The sequence below is a fragment of the Dolichospermum sp. UHCC 0260 genome (assembly GCF_009711985.1).
Taxonomy (GTDB): domain Bacteria; phylum Cyanobacteriota; class Cyanobacteriia; order Cyanobacteriales; family Nostocaceae; genus Dolichospermum; species Dolichospermum lemmermannii.
Genome location: NZ_VIKZ01000004.1, coordinates 78,388 through 99,086, shown reverse-complemented (window position 1 = coordinate 99,086; position 20,699 = coordinate 78,388). Strand labels below are relative to the sequence as shown.

Here is a 20,699-nt window from a genome sequence, read left to right as displayed (position 1 = left end):
AATTGTAAAGAGAGAGACACAAAAATGCTTAAATTCCTCAAACAAGTTGGTGATTATGCCAAAGAAGCAGTCCAAGCAGGTCGTTATATTGGTCAAGGATTATCTGTTACTTTTGACCACATGAGACGGCGACCTGTTACCGTCCAATACCCCTACGAAAAATTAATTCCTGGTGAAAGATTTCGCGGTCGCATTCACTATGAGTTTGACAAGTGTATTGCTTGTGAAGTCTGTGTGCGTGTTTGTCCCATTAATCTTCCTGTCGTTGACTGGGAAATGGACAAAGGCACTAAAAAGAAAAAGCTCAAACACTACAGTATTGATTTTGGAGTTTGTATCTTCTGCGGTAACTGTGTGGAATATTGTCCCACCAACTGTTTATCCATGACAGAAGAATATGAACTAGCTACTTATGATCGCCATGAACTTAATTACGATAGCGTAGCCCTGGGACGTTTGCCCTATAAAGTTACAAACGATCCAATGGTGACACCATTACGAGAACTTGTTTACCTACCTAAAGGCGTAATGGACCCCCACGGAGTCCCCGCCGATGCCCCCCGTGCAGGTTCTCGTCCAGAAGACTTGGTAGAAAAATAATTGACAACTAACAACTGACAACTAACAAATGACAAATGACAACTAACAACTGACAACTAACAACTAACAACTAACTAAGGACAAAAACAGTGAATCTAGCCGAAGGAGTACAGTCTGTATCACTTGGCATTCTTGGCGTAATGATGATTGGGACAGCACTAGGTGTGGTGCTATTCTCTAACATTGTTTATTCCGCCTTTTTGCTGGGAGGTGTATTCATCAGCATGGCGGGAATATACCTATTGCTAAATGGTGATTTTGTCGCATCAGCACAAATCCTAATTTATGTTGGTGCAATTAACGTTTTAATTCTGTTTGCCATTATGTTGGTAAACAAAAGACAGGATTTTTCACCATTACCTAGTGCGGGATTACGGAAAGTATTTACAGCTTTAGTGAGTTTTGGACTATTTGCGCTTTTAAGTACAATGGTATTAGCTACGCCTTGGGCTTATACAACTAATCCCGTAGTTAGTCAAAATTCCATCATTGTCATTGGTGAGCATTTCTTCAGCGACTTTTTGCTACCCTTTGAATTAGCTTCCGTTCTGTTGCTAATAGCAATGGTAGGAGCAATTATTTTGGCACGTCGGGAATATTTACCTGACCAAGTACCAACTTCTGACCTACAACAAACAATTTTAACCCTACCAGAACGCCCCAAAGAACTCATCGGCACTGGTAGAAGTTCTGACAACTGACAACTGTACGGGCGAAGCATTTGGAAGATAAATTATCGGTAGTTGCGAAAAATGCTTCTCCAAATGCTTCGCCCCTACCAACTAACAACTGACAACCGACAATCATGCAACTCCAATACTTTTTATTACTAGCCGCAGCTTTGTTTTGCATTGGGATTTATGGTTTAATTACCAGTCGCAACGCAGTGCGGGTACTGATGTCAATTGAGTTATTGCTGAATGCCGTTAATCTAAATTTAATGGCATTTTCCAACTTCCTTGATTCAACCTTAATTAAAGGTCAAGTTTTCACAGTTTTTGTGATTACAGTCGCAGCCGCAGAAGCGGCAGTGGGTTTAGCGATTGTGCTGACGATTTATCGCAACCGCGATACCGTTGATATGGAGCAGTTTAATCTTCTGAAGTGGTAATAGTGCGTGCAACTCAAGCAGGTAATCATTGCTTATAAAGCACGAGATCCCCAGAGTAAAAGCTGGGCTGAACTTTGTGCTAAACAACTAGAAAATCGTCATTGCCAAGTATTGATGGGACCTAGTGGTCCAAAAGATAACCCCTATCCGGTTTTTTTGGCCTCTGCTAATCAACCAATTGATCTCGCTTTGGTACTTGGTGGTGATGGTACTGTCCTCACAAGTGCCAGACATTTAGCCCCAGCTGGTATCCCCATTCTCGGAGTGAATGTAGGCGGCCATTTGGGGTTTTTAACTGAGTCAGTAGATGAGTTTCAAGATCCAGAAATAGTTTGGGACAGGCTGTTAGAAGATCGTTATGCTATTCAACGGCGCATGATGTTACAAGCAGCGGTATATGAGGGAACTGGCTCAAATTTAGAACCAGTAACAGAAAGTTACTTGGCTTTAAATGAGTTTTGTGTCAAACCGGCTTCTGCTGACAGAATGATTACCTCAATTTTGGAAATGGAAATTGATGGTGAGATAGTAGATCAGTATGTGGGAGATGGGTTAATTATCTCTACTCCCACAGGTTCTACTGGTTATACTGTTTCTGCCAGTGGACCAATTATGCACGATGGGATGGAAGCAATTACCATCACTCCTATTTGTCCCATGAGTCTTTCTAGTCGTCCTCTGGTTTTACCCCCTGGTTCTGTGGTCAGTATTTGGCCTTTGGGCGATTATGATTTAAGTACCAAACTCTGGATGGATGGTGTGTTATCTACTTCCATTTGGCCAGGACATCGTGTTGATGTCCGAATGGCTGATTGTCGCGCTAAGTTTATTGTGTTACGGGCAAATAATTCATATTATCAAACACTGCGGGAGAAGTTACTTTGGGCTGGAACGAGAGTTCGCTACAACAATAATCACCGCAATTGATTTTTATGTTTATTTTCTAAATATTGTCCCGTTAAGTCCGTCATAGTAAATTCAACTTCGCCCCCAATTTTAAGATATTTGGGGGTTTTTAATATCTATTCTTACTGACAATTGAAAGTATGAACTATAGCAGGAGTCAGAATTTACCGAATCAGAATTCAGAAGTTAAAAGTAGTTGTCAACGAAGTTTCATCAACACCTAATAACTCTCTTTTGTAAGTTTTTGTAATTAGGTGTATTGATTCAATTTAATATGGTCTCGATCTTCAACTCTTTGCTTTTCACGAGATATACTCCAAGAATCACCATTCTAATCACCATAAACATAGACATAGCCAACCACAACATATGGTTATTGTGATAAAACCATGTTGATATAGCTAGAGGGATAAATCCCGCCAAGGTACTGATTAAGAAAGTATTGCGGAGAACAACCCCTTCCGCTAGACCCGTAAAGTATCCCTCCAGAACTAAACAAATTGAGGCACACCCCAGAACCACTAATAACCAAGGAACATAGGTCTTAATTAGCTCTATGATTTCGCTGTGGTTGGTTAACAAACCAAATATGGTTTGTGGAGAAAGGACACAAAGACCAGCGCAGGTAAGTCCTATGGAAAGACTAGTTCCTATTGCTATTTGCAATAAAGGCAAATACTTATGAGTTGTCTGTTCACCTTTAAATGTTCCAGTTAAAGCAGCGGTAGAAATTCCTACACCATTAAAAATATCTATAGTCAGCAGTAACACCTGTAAAAGTAAGGCATTGCCAGCAAATATCATTGTATTCATTGTTGCGCTCAAACTGGAAAAAATGACATAGGTGAATCCAATAGTTAAAGACCTCACAAATAGATTTCCATTCAACCGAGCAATGGATTTGAAACCTGACGATTCCAAAATTTGCTCCTTTAATGCTGCTACCTCTTTTAAAGGAACATCACGGAGTAAGAAAATTAACCCCGTCAACAACATTAAATATTGGCTGATTCCGGCAGACATTCCGGCTCCGGTACTTGCCCAATGCCACTGGTTAATATATAGGTAGTCTTGCAGTATATTAACCACATTGTAAACAATGGTCATTAGCAATACCCTACTACTTTTTTCCTGTCCAATAAACCAGCCAATTAGTACATAGTTGAGTAAAACTGCTGGTGCGCCCCAAATACGGGCATTAAAGTAGGCAAGACCAGCATCCTTGACCTCTGGAGAAGTAGTAAACAGTGCAAACCCCAAATTCCCTAAGGGTTCATGTATAACCAGAATGAGTATCCCCAAACCTAAAGCGATCGCGCTATTCCGTATTCCTACTAGTAACATAGCCTCTCGGTCATCTTCACCAACAGCTATTGCTGTCATGCCTGTAGTTACTAAACGTAAAAAACCTACACTAAAGTATATATAATCAAAAAGAATTGCACCCAGAGAAGCACCTGCAAAATAGCGGATATCTGTCAAATGACCTAGAAAAACTGTACTGGTAAAACCAGCTAACGGTATAATAGTACAAGATAAAATATTAGTAAGGGTAATTAGATAAAAGCGAGAGATAAATTGATATTTACCTGACAAGGGGAATAATAGCATCGTATAAAAAGCCCGATTTGAAGAGGTTTTGCCCTACAGAAAATTTCATAAATAACTACAAATATGAAATTACATGATTACGATTCTTTGACTACAGCAGAATTTTGCAGTAAAATAATATTCTTTTTTGAAATATGTTGTTGAGATAGTAGTGATAAAGTTGTGCCTGTGGAAGAACCTATATCATATATAACACTATTATCTTTGATAAAATACTCGCTAATTTCAACTACCATTCTCTGAATCTCTTCATAAAAAGGCACGCTCTTTATAACATGACTGTCAAAACTTTCACTAACTTGCTGATCAAATTTCCAGTTACCATGACTAGCTAGAATTAAATCGTCAACAGACTCAATTGAATTACTCATATTTTCACCTTCTTATGTTTCTATTATTACATTATTATTTGATTTGCAGCATTTCCGTCTAAAATATCACATCTACAACGACAAGTCAATATTTCAAAAAGTATTTAACAGGTTCTAGGAGAATATAATAGAGCCTACTGCTCCTATAAGAGATACACTAACTACTAAAAGACCAAAACCTCTTCTCTATTTTTTTATTTGGAAGTCTCTAACGCCAAATTTTAACGCTAATCTACTTGTATAACTAAATTTGTATCTTATTACCAGATTTTTTGAGCAGTTAAGCTCATAATGAAAAAAAGATAATAACCAGATCCCCGACTTCTTTAACAAGTCGGGGATGTATCTTCTATCAAATATTTTACAAATCTATGTAGGAAAATAGATGAAAGTTTCTGATCGCTACAATAATTATCAACTCCATCTTTCTGATTTTCCCATTTTGCAAACTGATAAATATATCCTGCGTCTAGCTGCAAATCCTCAAGAACTAGAATCTATTTTCCAATTGCGATTTGAAGTATTTAATTTAGAACTCGGTTTAGGATTATCTAATTCTAATATTGCCCAAATGGATCAAGATAAATTTGATCAAGTTTGTCATCATTTATTACTCATTGCTAAAAATACGGGTGAAACGATTGGTACTTATAGAATGCAAACTTATACAATGGCTGCTCAATATCTAGGATTTGATGCGGCTGATATATTTGATCTTCATGGTATTCCTGATGCTGTTCTTCAATCTTCTGTTGAGGTGGGACGTGCTTGTATAGCTAAGAAGTACCGCAATAGTCATACTCTATTATTACTGTGGAAAGGATTAGCTAATTATTTACTTTGGACTAAACAACAATATTTTTTTGGCTGTGCATCTTTACTTACACAATCTCATCGAGAAGCAGCTTGTACTTTTAATTATTTAAAACAAAATAATTTTATCCATCCTCATATTTTAGTATGTCCTCATGCAAAATACTTGATAGAAATTCCGCAAAGTTATCCAGAAAAGTCTAATATATCAATTCCTAATATTTTTCAGGCATATCTAAATATTGGGGCTAAAGTATGCAGTTTACCAGCTATTGATCAGCAATTTAAAACTATTGACTTTTTAGTTATTTCTAATATTGCTGATTTTACTAGATGGCATTATGGCATGAGATTGAAATAATGACACTGTTTTTTTCGGGCTACGCATCTTTTAAAAACATCTTTTTTTTGACTGAAGCTCTAAACTGGTGAAAATGAGTGTTTCTTATCTGTTCCCTATTCCCTATTCCCTGTTCCCTTTTTTGTAATTCTGATGACTTTTTCCTTACTTAAATTTATATATACATAAAAAATGCAAAAAATCGTCTAATTAGATACAATTTATGAACATTAGAAGAAGTTTTGGAGAATAATATGGTCTTATTAAAAGGCTTTGAGATTGAGATGTACACTGGTACGCATCAAGGTGATATTGTCGGACTATCGGATCAAATTACTACAAATTTAGATGGATTTATGCGTGAGCCGGATAGCCGGAATGTGGAGTATATAACTCAACCATCTATGAATTATGACAATTTATTGTGCGCTTTACTACGTCCTAGAAAAGAGTTGCGGAACTATCTCCAAAGCTTGGATAATTATACTTTGATACCGGGTAGTACATTATCTTTGCAAGGAAGCGATCTCTTTTTGCGTTCTGACCCCACCAATCCCTATCATGATTACATTGAACAAACCTATGGCACAAAGGTAGTTACTGCCAGCGTCCATATCAATGTTGGTATCAGTGACCCAGAGGTATTAATGCGTGCCTGTCGGATCATGAGAATGGAAGCACCTCTATTCCTAGCTATGAGTGCCTCATCTCCTTTCCTAAATAGTAAAACTACTGGTTATCATTCCACCCGCTGGGGACTATTTCCCCAAACTCCCCATCATGTCCCCTTATTTGCTAGTCATGCGGATCATATTCAATGGGTAAATGAACAGTTAGCATCTGGGACAATGCAAAATGTCCGACATTTGTGGGTATCAGTGCGTCCAAATGGCGATCGCCGTCCTTATGATTTAAATCGCTTAGAACTGCGAATTTGTGACTTGGTAACAGATCCCATTGCTTTGTTAGCAATGACAGCTTTATTAGAAGCGCGGTTAATCCAAATTATCAATAACCCAGCTATTGATCCTTTAACTCAAAGTCCGTTTTCTCCCGAAGAATTGATCACCTTAACCATGAAAAACGAAATGGCCGCTGCTACTGACAGTCTTGATGGAAGATTGCAGCGATGGCAAGATGGTAGGAGTATTCTTGCCAGAGATTGGATAGCAGAAATATATGATGAAGTTTGGAGTATTGCCAAACAACAGGGCTTTAGTTGTTTCCTCTCCCCCTTGCAAAAAATTCTCCGAGAAGGTAATGAAGCTCAACAATGGTTACAACTACACAAAATAGGCGTTGATATTCAGCGTGTAATTGCCCAAGCCATTATTTCTACCCAAGAACGGGAAACCGAACTAGAAAGTAAACTATGTTCATCTGTGCGGGAATAGACACCAGACAAGAGGGAATAGGCAAGAGGGAATAGGCAAAGATACATATTCTCCTCACTCAGATTCTTATTTCCTCTCGCTGAAATGATTAAAAAAAATAATCAATGGAAAATACTTCGTAACATATTAAAAAAAACTATATATCGCCTCTACATTTTGGTAGATTTTTAGACAGCAAGAAATTTCCTAATATACAATTTAGATTTGCAAAAGATGCCCCAGATAGTTTTAGTGAACCCACAAATTCCTCCGAATACTGGCAATATTGCCCGGACTTGTGCCGCTACAGGCACGGAATTACATTTGGTCGGTCCTTTGGGATTTGAAATTAGCGATCGCTATCTGAAACGAGCCGGGTTAGATTATTGGCCTTACGTTAAATTCCATTATCATGACTCCATAGAAGTATTTCAAAACGTACAAAAACAACGTGGGGGTAGATGCTTAGGTTTTAGTGTTCGTGGTGATTTTAACTACATTAATTTTGAATTTCAAGCGGATGATTGGCTGCTTTTTGGCAGTGAAACAGCAGGTTTACCAGCAGCTACTCTCTCAACTTGTGACTCTACCTTATATATTCCCATGTATGAACCTGGTGTTCGTAGCCTGAATCTATCAGTCAGTGTGGCCATAGGTTTATTTGAATGTCGTCGTCAGTTAGGCTATTTACAATAATTCATATTCACCAACAAAAATTTAGGATTAAGTGTGATAGAAACATATCTATCAGATCAATCACACCAAAACTTGCTATAATAATGTTGTATAACATACATAAGCAAAAGGTGAATAGTGATAAATACTGATAAGCTCCGCTAACATGACATAAGAAATTTGTATAGATATTTTCAGGGTGATCTAACCACCAAGGATAGAATTTAGTTAATTCTTTAGATGATGACTCGAAACAGGAAAATTACCGAAAACCATTACTCTCAATGATTTGGATAACTTTGTATCCAGAAATACACCAAAATAATGCGAAAATTGCAGATGTTGTATACGGTTGTTTTTTAGGGAAGAATAAAAGTAAAGTGTCATGTTGATAAAACGGATTTAGTCAAAAAATCTTGAAAACGTCTACAGCGGGATCATTGCTATTGCAGAAGTTGTCCAAGCTCATGAACTAATAAAGACAATAGACCTAGCCAAGTTATGATATTTGTTTAGTTCAGTGGTTTTGTAGCAAAATGAGTGGAGATAACTCTCAAGAGTGAGAATTTTTAGGTTGTGAGGAGTGACTTAGACAAGACAGCACCAAAAACTTGAAAGTTTAGTCAGGTGTAGAACTTGTTTAAATCAGAGAAGCACGTTAATCTTGCGTAAGTGTCTCTGGTGAATGTGATCTTGATATATGGTTTGATGTGAGATCAATCATGAATTAATATCCAACTTAAAAATCGAGATCAGTTAAACGCTAGTGATCATTAGGAGGTCGTCTTTGAAACGAGCATTGAAAAAAAGAGATAAGGCTGTGTTGAACAATACCCCCAGCGGCGATGATGCCCCGGTAGAGCAAACAAATTATGAGATCAATCCCAAAATGACCCGCCGGGCGCGGACTCATCAGGCAGCTATGATTGGCTGGGCAATATCAATGGGAGCAACCAGCCTTTTGGTGACTCGACAAAGCGATCAAGCCCAAGCAGCGGCTCCTGTTGGCAGTCAAAAAGCAGCTTCAACAATGCCGGTTGTTTCCGAGACTGAGATGAAATTTGCCACCTCCAAACTGGAGTCCCCAAGCATCTCACCAACAGGCGCGGTAGCAACTCCCGTTATATTGGAACCAACAGTGGTTTCACAAGTACCTGGGCTTGAAGCTAAATGGCAAATTGCCACCAAAAACATAGCCGTCGAAGGCACTGCATCCAATGTAATTTCCCCAGCCAATCCCGCTGATAGAAATTCTGTTCAACTAGGGCAGGAAGTGAGCTATCGTCCAGTTCAAGCGACATTACCCATAAATAACCAACTGCCTGAGACAGCGCCACAGTTGTCTAAAGTGGAAGCGGTAACTGGCAGTACCCAAAATTTGCCAGCAGGGGAGTTAGCCAGCGGTAATGTTAATGCTCAACTGAAAGCACAGCAAGAGTTTGCCCTGAATCGCTTACAGGAAAAGTCAACTCGGTTAAGAAATAGTTTGGCAGATTTGCGGTCTGAACAAACCCAAGATTTATTAAAAACTGGGATTAAGGAAGCACAACCAACCACTGTAGCTAATAAATCCGTACCAGAACAATCGGAAAATTTGACTGATTCTCAACAATCCGAGCTTATTTCTCGGTTGGAACCGAATAAACAAACAAGTCCGACGATACAGGAAATACCCATACCTGCATCAGCATCAACAAAAGTTGTCGCACAATTGTCTCCCTCAACATATCAAGTTAAGCCTGGAGACACCTTAGCAGAAATTGCTAACAATTACGGTACTTCAGTTTCTGAGCTAGTTAGAGCTAATGATCTGAGTGATCCTAATCAACTGCAAATTAATCAAAGGTTAATTATTCCTCCGAACAAGATATTAGAAACCTCTGGCCGGGTAGATAATTCTTCTTTAAATAATTCTAGTTTTAACCCCAGATCATTTGTTGCTAACAATACCAGCGTTCCTGTTCCTCCACCAAGAGTAATAGAGCCGCTAGAACAGACGGAAACTCCTGGTGTGACTATCCCAGTCCCAGTGGTGACAGGTGAGCAAGAACGGAAAAATTATCCTAGTATCGCTAACCGGATTAATGTTCCTGCGCCAATAGAGACAGACAGCCAAGGACAGACTGCTATTTCTATTGTTGTCCCACAGGCTTTACCTACACCCAGTGACTCTTATGGCTTAGGTGGTGATGCTCCATTACCAAGAGCTTCTTACCAAAAGCATGGGTCACAAAAACCAGTGCAAAAGGTATCTAAAGCCAAAGGTAATGAACGTATCCGCAGCTTGCAAGCAGAAATTGAGAGATTGCGATATAAATACCGCGCTCAACAAGCTGGTGTGGCTGTTACAGGATCTGAAAACAATAGTCAGTCTGTACCTGTTGCTATTGAATCATCCAATAATTCGGTAGTGTCTCAAGCCAATGCCATCCAGATTGCTGTACCTCAAGCAATATTGCCAAGTTATAGTCATCAACCGCTCAAGACTCTAGTAACAGCATCTGCTCCCACCAATGAGCCGATTAACCCAGAATTCCTGCCCGGTAAAACTGGTGCGAGATGGAATTCTCCCCGCAATTCATCTGGTATTAAGTTGACAGTGCCTCCTGCTCGTGCTAATGCGTCTGACTCTTTAGGAAAATTGCGAGGAACTTCTGTTTCTCCAGCTTTACCACCTATAGCAGCAGTGGATATACACTTGCCTCAAACCACTGAAGACAATCCCAGTTTCCCCTCTAATTCTGCCGCTACAGGCTACATTTGGCCTGCTAAGGGGGTTCTTACCTCTGGTTATGGCCGACGCTGGGGAAGAATGCACAGAGGAATTGATATTGCTAACTCAACTGGCACACCTATTTATGCTGCATCTGCTGGTGTAGTTGAGAAGGCTGGTTGGAATAGCGGTGGTTACGGTAACCTTGTGGATATCCGTCATGATGATGGTAGCTTAACTCGCTATGGACACAACAGCCGGATTTTGGTGCAAGCTGGTCAACGAGTGCAACAAGGTCAGACAATTGCAGCTATGGGTAGCACTGGTTTCAGCAGTGGTCCTCACACTCATTTTGAAGTTCATCCATCTGGCAAGGGTGCTGTTAACCCTATCGCTTTCTTACCAAATCGGATTTAATTGCAGATAATCTGGAATTAAGTGATTCTCTGGTTAATGGAGGGAGGTAAACTCCCTCTCTTTATTTTTGGGGCAAAAATTTGGAAATTGATAGTTGTCAGATGCAAATTTCTATGCTATCTTAATATAAGTTGATAAAACAACGTGGCTCAGTAGCTCAGTTGGTTAGAGTACGGGACTCATAAGCCTGGGGTCGTCAGTTCAAATCTGACCTGAGCCATTAAAAACAATATCATATACAATAGTTTCAGCCTTCAGTCATTTATAGCACTGGGGCTGAATATTTGTTTGAAGGCTTTCCTGACTACATTACCCGCAAACCTAAAATCATCAAATCTCGTTCCACTCCGTCCAAATCAGCAATTTTCGGTAAATTCCCCCAGGCTTGAAAACCGAACCAGGCAAATAATTTTAAACTGGGTTGATTATGAGCGAAAATAAAACTAACTAACGTCTTTAAACCTAAATTGGGACTTTCTTGGATGGCTTTTTCTAAAAGTTGTTTTCCCAAACCACGTCCTTGAAAATCTGGGGAAATATAAATACTAATTTCCGCGGTAGAATAATAGGCTGGTCTGCCGTAGAATGATTGGAAACTCAACCATCCAGCAATTACACCCTCCGTTTCCACTACCCATAGGGGACGTTGTGAGGGGACTCGTCCTTGAAACCAAGCTAAACGACTTTCCACAGACACAGGTTCTAAGTCAGCGGTAGCCATGCGACTAGGAACAGCAGCGTTGTAAATGGCGACAATGGCGGGTAAATCAGATTCTAGGGCATGGCGGATCATCATTGCGGCTATTTGGGCAAAATTCTTGATAAAATCTTTTCAAATAATACAGCGTTAAGAGGCTATTTATTCGATAGTTTTATCTTAAAACCGAACTTTGTACAACTCGAATAATTCTCCTAATTGCCGTTTAACGATTTTAGCACCTCCAACTTTAATGGTTTTTTCCCACTCCGCGACAGTTTCTAGAAATACCTCTGCACCCAAATAAGTTTCTAACACAGCCCAATCTTCAGCTAAAGGCTGTTCTGAATTAAGAATATCAAATACAAAATGTCCCCCTGGTTTCAATACTCGTTTGACTTCCACCAAGACAGCTTGCCAATATTCTAGAGGAAAATAGCAACTAAATCCTGTAGCAATGACTAAATCAAATTGACTTTGATCATAGTTTAAATGGTGAGCCGGTCCTAATTCTACACCTTTGAATAATTTTGAGTTTAACTGTGAACCACGAGAGTTAAGGGTGTCTTTGGCTATATTACTAATTTCTTGCCCATAAAAGAATGCTTGCCAATCTCTCCAAGGATAGATTAAAAAACTGACACCGCAACCAATATCTAAACAATGTTCGTTTTTTTGAGGTTGAGCAATTTCCCAAAATGGTGAAACTATTCTCTCACTTAATCTGCCATTAATCCATTCTCGAAATATTGGCATTGCTTCTACTTCGTCGGGAACTGCAAATTTCTGATTTTGATATTGGTGATTAAAGCGATATGCTATTTGTCCTATTCTCTCTTGCCATTTATCTGAGGAATAGCTATTTCTTTTATAAGAATTAGAAGGCAAATTTTTAGACATTTATTACTTTGGTAAGTAGGTGAACACAATAAAACCAAACTGTGTAAGTAAGTAGACGAAAATAAATCAAAGTAGATTAAGTAATGTAAAAAATCTGGAGATGATTTCGTAGTAAGGGCTTCAGCCCTCAAATGAGGAATAAATTCCTCACTACAAACTTTGAATTATTCAAGCCGTTCTACTTAAAGAAACGTAAAATCGCTGAAAACTTTTTTACTCTTGCCTCTTGCCTCTGGTTACTGAGCGAAGTCGAAGTATTGCCTCAAGCCTAGTGCTATAACGACAATTTTCAACGCCAACCTACTTAATGGGTAATTGGTAAAAATATTTACCCTTGTATCATTCAGGGATTTGGTGTCTCAAATCCGCTGTATAAGTAGGTGAACACTGTGGAATTTGCAACCAGGTCAGCATTAATTATCAAAGAGAAGCTAGGGATAATTACTTGACAGTGCTGGTAATTTAGTGATACTGTCCGTGTAGAGTTTTCTCCAACTTACTTCATATCATCATACATATCATGATGCCGAAAATCAAACAATTAACAGCCTTACGCAACTCAGCCATTCTAGGCCTTTCCTCAATAGTCCTTTCTTCCGTTAGTCTTCCCGCACAAGCCATTAATATAGTCCAAAATGGTGATCTAGTTCCCAATCAAACAATACAAAATACCTATTCAAATACACAGCATCGTGTTGACATTTCAACTGGCACAAATATTAGTGATATCCCAAACTGGACTTTTACTGCTCCTGGTAACACTACTGATAGCTGGCTGAATGCCTATGCAGTTATAACGCCAACTGGTAATGCCGCTAGTAAAAGGGGAGAAGCGTATGCATTAAACCTTGCAAATGGACAGACTGTTAATTCTCCTACTGGTGGCTCAGGATGGTTCGTTCAAATGGACGGAGATACAGAACATGGAGCCAGATTGACTCAAACATTAACTGGTCTTACAGCAGGGAAGAACTATCAGGTCAGCTTTTATCAGGCGGCAGCAACTGTTATTGGAGGACCTGAATTCAATCAACCCACTAAGAACAAAATCGCAGTTTATTTTGGTAGTGATTTTCAAACTTATCAATGGGCGGATGAGATCAACATGGCTGTTAGCCAGAACGTTACACCGTGGCAGAAACAAACCATGACCTTCACCGCTTCTGCTCCCACCCAATATCTTGCTTTCCTCAATGTAGGTGGGCCAGTTGGACAACCCCCCATGGCACTATTATCAGGTATTTCAGTCGACGACGGAACGCCGCCTGCAACCCCTGTTCCCTGGGAAACCGATGCTCTTCCCATTGTTGGTAGCGTGATTGCCTTTGGTTTTGGTCTGCGGGCTAAACAAAAACTTGCTCAAAAGAAATTAGTAAAATTTGAATAGTTTTAGATTTGCGCGATATTCCCCTGCTTCAAACTGGGGAATTTGCAACCAGGTCAGCATTAATTATCAAAGAAAAGCTAAGGATAATTACTTGACAGTGCTGGTAATTTAGTGATACTGTCAGTGTAGCATTTTATCCAATTTATTCTATATCAATCATGATGCCAAAAATCAAGCAATTAACATCCTTACGCAACTCAGCCATTCTAGGCCTTTCCTCGATTGTGCTTTCTTCCGTTAGTCTTCCTGCCCAGGCGATTCAATAAAGTTAAAAAAATTTGAGAAATGCAACAATATTTTTCTGCGATCACCTTAAATATTTTCCGATTGTGTGTATGGTTGGTATTACTGTCCATTCTTTTCATCCCACTGGAAAGACTTACCCCCCAAAACCGACAAAAGGTATTCCGTCCAGAATTTTTTGTGGATTTGGTCCATTACTTCCTGAATAGTCTTCTCCCCCCGGCAATGCTTATCCTCCCTCTTTCAATCATTGCCTGGGGAGTTCATCATCTTGAACCGATTGGGCTGTATGGATGGGTGCGAAGTCTGCCCTTTTTATGGCGTTTTCTCATGGCGATAATCGTGGGAGAGTTCGGAGCTTATTGGATTCATCGTTGGTCTCATGAAATTCCGTTTCTGTGGCGTTTCCATTGTATTCATCATAGTGCGAAGGAGATGGACTGGCTCGTGAATACCCGCGCCCATCCCCTGGATATATTCTTTACCAGATTATTCAGTTTACTTCTAGTGTATGTTCTCGGTTTCGGACAGATAACTAGTAAGACAGCCGATTTGGTGCCGATGCTTTATGTCCTTGTTGGTACAATCTGGAGCTTTTTCATTCATGCTAATGTCTGCTGGCGTTTCGGTTTTCTAGAAAAGTGGGTATCAACTCCTGCTTTTCACCATTGGCATCACACTAATGATGATCCGAAATATATCGACAAAAACTACGCCGCAATTTTACCAGTAATGGATATAATTTTCGGCACATTTTACCTACCAAAGAATCGCTGGCCAAGTCAATATGGTATTGATATGCCCGTTGCACCCAGTTTTGCGGAACAAATTTTGGAACCCTTAACAATAACAACTAAGGTCAAGTAAGTAGGTGAACGGAAAAAAACCGTAGACGCGGAGCGGCTTCTCGAAGAGTAATATGTAACGAAAAGTAAAATCCCCCAAACCCTCTTCACTCTTGCCTCTTGCCTCTTGCCTCTTGCCTAGTGCCATAACGACGATTTTCAATGCTAACCTACTTAGCTCAATTTATTTAAAGTTTTAGAGGATATTGTAAAAGTAGTAAAGTTTACAGGATCACCTCTCTTCAAACCTCTTCTTGTCAAGTAGATGATATATGCGATTTGACAAATAAGAGGTATGACCTTAGCTTCATAAGTGTTAAGCTTTTGCTAATAAAGGTGCAGCAGCTAAGAGAGTTTGGGTGTAGGGATGTTGAGGATGAGCAAAAATTTGCTTAGTCTGTCCTAATTCAACTATTTTACCACCATTCATTACGGCAATGCGATCGCACAAAAACCGCGCTAACCACAAATCATGGGTAATGAACAAATAGGTTAATTTAAATTCATCTTTTAGTTGTAACATCAAATCGAGAATTTGTGTTTGCACACTGGCATCTAACATACTCACTGGTTCATCACATATTACCAGTTTTGGCCGAGTAATTAAAGCCCTGGCTATAGCTACCCGTTGTTGTTGTCCTCCAGATAAATCGGCGGGATAACGGTGATAATAGAGTTCTGCTGGGGTTAAACCCACTTTTTCCAACATCCATAAAACCTGTTCTTTAGCTTTTACAGCATTAGCTAAATTATGAATTAATAAAGGATCTGCTATACTTTGTCCTACCGTCATAGCTGGATTTAAACAAGCATGAGGATCTTGAAATATCATTTGGATTTGTCTCCGAGAAGAGCGGATTTTTTGCCGAGATAAACTGGTTAATTCCTGTCCTAAAAATTCGACTTTTCCCGATGTCGGACTAATTAATTGTAAGATAGTTCTCGAAAGTGTACTTTTCCCACAACCAGACTCTCCAACTAATCCTAAAATTTCCCCAGCATACAATTCTAAATTAATCCCATCTACAGCTTTAACCGTTTGTCCTTCTCCTTTAAATATCCGTTCAATAAAATTCGGTTCTATAGTATAATGTTGCTTGAGTTCTGTAATTTTTAAAATGGGATTTGCCTTTTCTGTTCCCTGTTCTCTTTTCCCTGCGATGCACTGAGCTTGTCGAAGTGTTCCCTCTTCCTTTTGAATATGTAAAGCGGCTTTTAATAAAGATTGAGTATATTCATGTTGTGGATGAGCAAATACAGTTTCCGTTTTTCCCATTTCCACCATTTTACCCTGATACATTACCCCAATGCGATCGCAATATTCCCCCACCATTGCTAAATCATGGGAAATTAATAATAATCCCATATTTTCCTCTGCACACAATCGCGTTAGTTCTTGGAGAATCTGAGCAGAAACAGTCACATCTAAACTAGTCGTTGGTTCATCAGCCACAATTAACTTAGGACTTAAAAGTAAAGCTAAAGCAATAGCTACCCGTTGACGCATTCCCCCGCTAAACTCATGGGGGTACTGACTCCAACGACTAGCGGGAATTTTCACCTTTGCCAAAGTCGCTAAAGCCTTTTCCTTCGCTTGCTGTTTCGATAATTCCGGTAAATGGGCTTGTAGAGTTTCAATACAGTGATTCCCAATTGTCATCAATGGATCAAGGCGCGTCCTGGGGTCTTGAAAAATCAAAGCTACCGCTTCACCTCGAAACTTTTGCATCTCAATTGGTGTTAAATCTAATACACGTTGTTCTTGAAAATTTACTATTCCTTCAACGCGACTAGAGGCAGGCAATAAACGCATTATCGCTTTTCCAATAGTGGATTTACCACAACCGGACTCTCCCACCAATCCCATTCTTTCACCAGGCTTGAGAATAAAAGATACACCATCAATCGCCCAGCTTTCTACCTCTCCACTCCGTCGCGGATAAGCCACACGGAGATTTTCAACACTAAATAAAGCTTCACTCATAATTAATTATTTTATAACCTTTAATATTGTTGGGGATTCATCATAACTCGACCAGGATTAATCAATCTATAGATTATAGATAATGGGTATGATAGATAACCTCTAAAAAACGACTATTAATTTACACATCTTTACAATTCGGCATCTGGGGAAGAGAGTGAGTTGGGTAAACACTTGATGGCGATGTTCCTGATTACAGCCATATAACAGCGATCTTAGTAGATAAATTATTTAAAGTGTCTATTACATTGTTTAAAGTTATGTAGCCTTTTGCTTACAAGCTATCAAGCCCTGGGGTAAACTATGCCTTGATTATGATTCTTTCACTCCAGAAGAACACCCGCAAGGAGCAGTTTTTTAAATGTCTCATACCGTTAAAATCTACGACACCTGCATTGGCTGTACACAATGCGTCCGCGCTTGCCCTACGGACGTGCTAGAAATGGTTCCTTGGGATGGCTGTAAAGCTGCTCAAGTGGCTGCTTCTCCCCGCACCGAAGACTGTGTAGGTTGTAAGCGTTGTGAAACTGCTTGCCCCACCGATTTCTTGAGTATTCGCGTTTATCTAGGCGCTGAAACAACTCGCAGCATGGGCTTGGCTTACTAAGAATTTCATTTCTAAATTCTTGGTACTTTAGTGCTGAGGAGTGAGAACGGGAGAAACATCAAGATTCTTTCCTCATTCCTCAGCATTTTTTGTCAGTTGGTAGGGGCGAAGCATTTGGAGAAGCATGTCTCGCAACTACCGATAATTTATCTTCCAAATGCTTCGCCCGTACAGTTGTCAGTTGTCAATGACCAATCACCAATTCCAGCAACTATACTTAAAATTTAATCATCCTGAAACCGGAGTGGTTTAAGCAATGTGTGGAATAGTTGGATATATAGGCACTCAGCCAGCGACAGATATTTTACTGGCTGGACTAGAAAAATTAGAATATAGAGGTTACGATTCAGCCGGAATTGCCACTATTTTGGCAGGTGACGTGCATTGTGTCCGAGCTAAAGGCAAATTACTCAACCTGCGTTCTAAACTGGAACAAATCGAAAATCCTGCCCAAATAGGGATTGGTCACACGCGCTGGGCAACTCATGGTAAACCAGAAGAGTATAATGCCCATCCTCATCTAGATACGGCATTGCGGATAGCAGTGGTACAAAATGGGATAATTGAGAATTATCGAGAATTGCGGGAACACTTAAAAGCATTAGGACATGAATTCCGTTCAGAAACAGATACAGAAGTAATTCCCCATTTGATTGCTGAGTGTTTAAAGCATTCTCCTGAAAATCCTCTTTCCCCTTCAGTATTTTTAGACGCTGTGCAGGAAGCTGTCAGTAAATTAGAGGGGGCTTATGCTATTGCGGCTATTTCTGCTGACTACCCCGATGAGTTGATTGTAGTTCGCCAACAAGCGCCTTTAGTCATTGGTTTTGGCCAAGGTGAGTTTTTCTGTGCTTCCGATACCCCGGCGATTGCCCCCTATACCCGCGCTGTATTGTCCCTAGAAAACGGCGAAATTGCTCGTTTGACTCCTTTAGGCGTGGAGGTCTATAACTTCGCTGGACATCGCTTAAAAAAGCATCCCCGCACTTTGAACTGGAATCCCATTATGGTGGAAAAACAGGGATTCAAACATTTTATGCTCAAGGAAATCTATGAACAACCGGGAGTAGTGCGGGATTGTTTGGAGGCTTATTTCCCTGCTAGTTCGGAATCACCAGTAAAATTAGATTTACCGGCAGATTTTTATGCAGATTTAGAACAAATTCAAATTGTCGCTTGTGGTACAAGTTGGCACGCTGCATTAGTAGGTAAATACTTATTAGAACAATTGGCAGGAATTCCTACTCAGGTACAATATGCTTCGGAATTTCGGTATGCACCATCACCGCTAACGCCTCATACTTTGACTATTGGCGTAACTCAATCTGGAGAAACTGCTGATACTTTGGCAGCTTTGTCTATGGAAAAAGACCGCCGACAAGGGAAGGAAGCTAAGTATCAAGTACGACTTTTGGGGATTACTAATCGTCCAGAAAGTAGTTTAGGTAATATGGTGGCGAATATTATCAATACTCATGGGGGAATTGAAATTGGTGTGGCGGCAACGAAAACTTTTGTGGCACAATTAATGGCGTTTTATGCTTTGGCTTTAGATTTAGCTTATCGTCGTCAGGAAATTAGTGATTCGAGATTTGAGGAAATTCTTACAGGTTTACGTCAGTTACCAGGGGAAATTGAAGCGATTTTAGAAACGCAAGAACGTTATATTGAACATTTAGTACATGATTTTTCAGAAACCAAAGATTTTATCTTTATTGGTAGGGGAATTAATTTTCCTATTGCGTTAGAAGGGGCTTTGAAATTAAAGGAAATTAGTTATATTCATGCGGAAGGATATCCAGCAGGAGAAATGAAACATGGACCAATTGCGTTGTTAGATGCGAAAGTTCCGGTGGTAGCGATCGCTGTTCCTGGTAGTGTATATGAAAAGGTAATTTCTAACGCTCAAGAAGCAAAAGCCAGAGATTCCCGGTTAATTGGGATAACTTCTGTTAAAGATGGGGAAGCGGCGGAGATTTTTAATGATTTAATTCCGGTTTCTGAAGTTGAGGAAATTCTGTCTCCAATTCTCACGGTTATTCCGTTGCAATTGTTAGCTTATCATATTGCGGCGCGGCGGGGTTTGGATGTAGATCAACCCAGGAATTTGGCGAAATCGGTAACAGTTGAATAAATTCTAAGTAGGTCGGCGTTAAAAGAATGCAGAATTTAGAATTTAGAATTTAGAATTACGTTTTGCAACGGGGATTTTACCCCGACGCAAAACCCGCTGCTTGTAGAAGCAGGGGACTTTAACCCCCAAAGGTAAGTTAAAAATTATCGTTGTGGAAAGGCAAGAGGTAATACTTCGACTTCGCTCAGTAACCAGAGGCAAGAGGCAAGAGTGAAGAGGTTTTTGGAGATTTTACTTTTCTTTACACAATTTGGTTTTATTATGTTGACCTACTTAGCGCAATTTTACACAAGAACAGGCTAAATTGTTTTTGGGAGATGTCTAATGAATAAATTAGTGAAACAAGGATTAGTTTGGCTAGGTGCAGCTATGATTGCAGTTAGCTTAATAGCGTGTGATAGTTTGTTTGCTCCTCAAGGTGATCTAGTTGAACGGGTAAGTGATGGTGATACATTAATATTGAAAAGTGCTGATGGTAAAAAGTTCACGGTGCGGTTTGCTTGTATTGATGCTCCAGAAATAGCGCATTCTCAGACAGAAAAGAAGAGTAAAATTACTCAAGATGTCAATCAGTTTGTTTGGGGTATGAAAGCGAAAACACGGATAGAGGAACTGATTAAACAAACAGATAATCGTGTAAAGTTAAATATTACAGATAGCGATCGCTATGGGAGAAAAGTTGCTGAAGTTCGTTCAAAAGATGGTACGTTTTTACAGGAAGTCTTGTTAAAAGAAGGATTAGCTAAAGTATATCGTCCCTATTTAAGCAAATGTCCTAGTAGGGATATTATTCAACAAGCCGAAGCACAAGCGCAAAAACAAAGGATTGGTATTTGGAGTGATCGAAAATTTATTGATCCTTGGGATTATCGGAAAGCAAATAATTTACAGAATAGAATGAAGAGAACCACTGATCTAAAATACAGCGGTTTCCGCTCTTATGAGGTACAAAGTTGAATCATGAAACTCTTG

18 protein-coding genes and 1 tRNA gene are annotated in these 20,699 nt (G+C 39.6%); 14 read left to right on the top strand and 5 right to left on the bottom strand.

All coding sequences use genetic code 11. The features are described from left to right. The first annotated feature begins 24 nt into the window (after positions 1-24). The 4 genes from ndhI to FJR08_RS03075 all read left to right on the top strand — a co-directional run bounded on the left by ndhI (position 25) and on the right by FJR08_RS03075 (position 2,638). Positions 25-600 carry an NAD(P)H-quinone oxidoreductase subunit I gene (gene ndhI / locus FJR08_RS03090; RefSeq protein WP_015080282.1) on the top strand — a complete coding sequence of 192 codons (576 nt, stop codon included), beginning with the start codon at positions 25-27 and terminating at the stop codon, positions 598-600. Between the two features lie 89 nt (positions 601-689). After that, positions 690-1,301, top strand: a complete 612-nt coding sequence (locus FJR08_RS03085) for an NADH-quinone oxidoreductase subunit J (RefSeq protein ID WP_015080281.1) — start codon at positions 690-692, stop codon at positions 1,299-1,301. 104 nt (positions 1,302-1,405) lie between these two features. Continuing rightward, entirely contained in the window at positions 1,406-1,711 is a 306-nt protein-coding gene (nuoK, locus tag FJR08_RS03080; protein WP_015080280.1) for an NADH-quinone oxidoreductase subunit NuoK, read from the top strand. 6 nt (positions 1,712-1,717) lie between these two features. After that, positions 1,718-2,638, top strand: a complete 921-nt coding sequence (locus tag FJR08_RS03075; protein ID WP_015080279.1) for an NAD(+) kinase — start codon at positions 1,718-1,720, stop codon at positions 2,636-2,638. Positions 2,639-2,881: 243 nt separating this feature from the next. Here the strand turns inward: FJR08_RS03075 and gntT are convergent, their stop codons facing one another. Both gntT and FJR08_RS03065 read right to left on the bottom strand, forming a co-directional pair. Next, the gene (gene gntT / locus FJR08_RS03070) at positions 2,882-4,228 is read right to left on the bottom strand and encodes a guanitoxin biosynthesis MATE family efflux transporter GntT (protein ID WP_168632114.1); all 1,347 of its coding nucleotides are present in this window, start codon (positions 4,226-4,228) and stop codon (positions 2,882-2,884) included. Between the two features lie 77 nt (positions 4,229-4,305). Then, positions 4,306-4,599, bottom strand: a complete 294-nt coding sequence (locus FJR08_RS03065; RefSeq protein ID WP_168632113.1) for a hypothetical protein — start codon at positions 4,597-4,599, stop codon at positions 4,306-4,308. A 385-nt stretch (positions 4,600-4,984) separates the two neighbouring features. Here FJR08_RS03065 and FJR08_RS03060 point away from each other — a divergent pair, with 385 nt between their 5' ends. The 5 genes from FJR08_RS03060 (at position 4,985) to FJR08_RS03040 (ending at position 11,150) form a co-directional block, all read left to right on the top strand. Beyond that, positions 4,985-5,773 carry a GNAT family N-acetyltransferase gene (locus FJR08_RS03060; protein ID WP_015080277.1) on the top strand — a complete coding sequence of 263 codons (789 nt, stop codon included), beginning with the start codon at positions 4,985-4,987 and terminating at the stop codon, positions 5,771-5,773. Positions 5,774-6,006: 233 nt separating this feature from the next. After that, on the top strand, positions 6,007-7,146 hold the full coding sequence (gene gshA / locus FJR08_RS03055) for a glutamate--cysteine ligase (protein WP_015080276.1): 1,140 nt from the start codon (positions 6,007-6,009) through the stop codon (positions 7,144-7,146). A 213-nt stretch (positions 7,147-7,359) separates the two neighbouring features. Continuing rightward, the gene (locus FJR08_RS03050) at positions 7,360-7,821 is read left to right on the top strand and encodes a tRNA (cytidine(34)-2'-O)-methyltransferase (protein ID WP_168632112.1); all 462 of its coding nucleotides are present in this window, start codon (positions 7,360-7,362) and stop codon (positions 7,819-7,821) included. A 766-nt stretch (positions 7,822-8,587) separates the two neighbouring features. Then, a complete protein-coding gene (locus FJR08_RS03045; RefSeq protein ID WP_168632111.1) occupies positions 8,588-10,930 on the top strand; it encodes a peptidoglycan DD-metalloendopeptidase family protein in 2,343 nt (780 codons plus the stop codon). A 146-nt stretch (positions 10,931-11,076) separates the two neighbouring features. Continuing rightward, positions 11,077-11,150 (top strand) — tRNA-Met (locus FJR08_RS03040). A gap of 84 nt (positions 11,151-11,234) precedes the next feature. Here FJR08_RS03040 and FJR08_RS03035 read toward each other — a convergent pair. Then, positions 11,235-11,726: a GNAT family N-acetyltransferase gene (locus FJR08_RS03035; protein ID WP_148760321.1), complete on the bottom strand. Its 492-nt coding sequence runs from the start codon at positions 11,724-11,726 to the stop codon at positions 11,235-11,237. Positions 11,727-11,807: 81 nt separating this feature from the next. Continuing rightward, complete coding sequence (locus FJR08_RS03030; protein ID WP_168632110.1) at positions 11,808-12,527, bottom strand: class I SAM-dependent methyltransferase; 720 nt, start codon at positions 12,525-12,527, stop codon at positions 11,808-11,810. 520 nt (positions 12,528-13,047) lie between these two features. Here FJR08_RS03030 and FJR08_RS03025 point away from each other — a divergent pair. Both FJR08_RS03025 and FJR08_RS03020 read left to right on the top strand, forming a co-directional pair. Then, positions 13,048-13,914: a hypothetical protein gene (locus tag FJR08_RS03025; protein ID WP_168632109.1), complete on the top strand. Its 867-nt coding sequence runs from the start codon at positions 13,048-13,050 to the stop codon at positions 13,912-13,914. A gap of 573 nt (positions 13,915-14,487) precedes the next feature. Further along, complete coding sequence (locus FJR08_RS03020; RefSeq protein ID WP_217357472.1) at positions 14,488-15,024, top strand: sterol desaturase family protein; 537 nt, start codon at positions 14,488-14,490, stop codon at positions 15,022-15,024. A 294-nt stretch (positions 15,025-15,318) separates the two neighbouring features. Here FJR08_RS03020 and FJR08_RS03015 read toward each other — a convergent pair whose 3' ends face one another. Further along, positions 15,319-16,986: an ABC transporter ATP-binding protein gene (locus FJR08_RS03015; RefSeq protein ID WP_168632107.1), complete on the bottom strand. Its 1,668-nt coding sequence runs from the start codon at positions 16,984-16,986 to the stop codon at positions 15,319-15,321. A 361-nt stretch (positions 16,987-17,347) separates the two neighbouring features. Here FJR08_RS03015 and psaC point away from each other — a divergent pair, with 361 nt between their 5' ends. From psaC to FJR08_RS03000, 3 genes are all read left to right on the top strand, one after another. Next, positions 17,348-17,593 carry a photosystem I iron-sulfur center protein PsaC gene (gene psaC, locus FJR08_RS03010; protein WP_015080270.1) on the top strand — a complete coding sequence of 82 codons (246 nt, stop codon included), beginning with the start codon at positions 17,348-17,350 and terminating at the stop codon, positions 17,591-17,593. 256 nt (positions 17,594-17,849) lie between these two features. Further along, a complete protein-coding gene (gene glmS / locus FJR08_RS03005) occupies positions 17,850-19,727 on the top strand; it encodes a glutamine--fructose-6-phosphate transaminase (isomerizing) (RefSeq protein WP_168632106.1) in 1,878 nt (625 codons plus the stop codon). Positions 19,728-20,051: 324 nt separating this feature from the next. Beyond that, positions 20,052-20,684, top strand: coding sequence for a thermonuclease family protein (locus FJR08_RS03000; protein ID WP_168632105.1), 633 nt, complete (start codon positions 20,052-20,054; stop codon positions 20,682-20,684). The last annotated feature ends 15 nt before the right edge of the window (positions 20,685-20,699 follow it).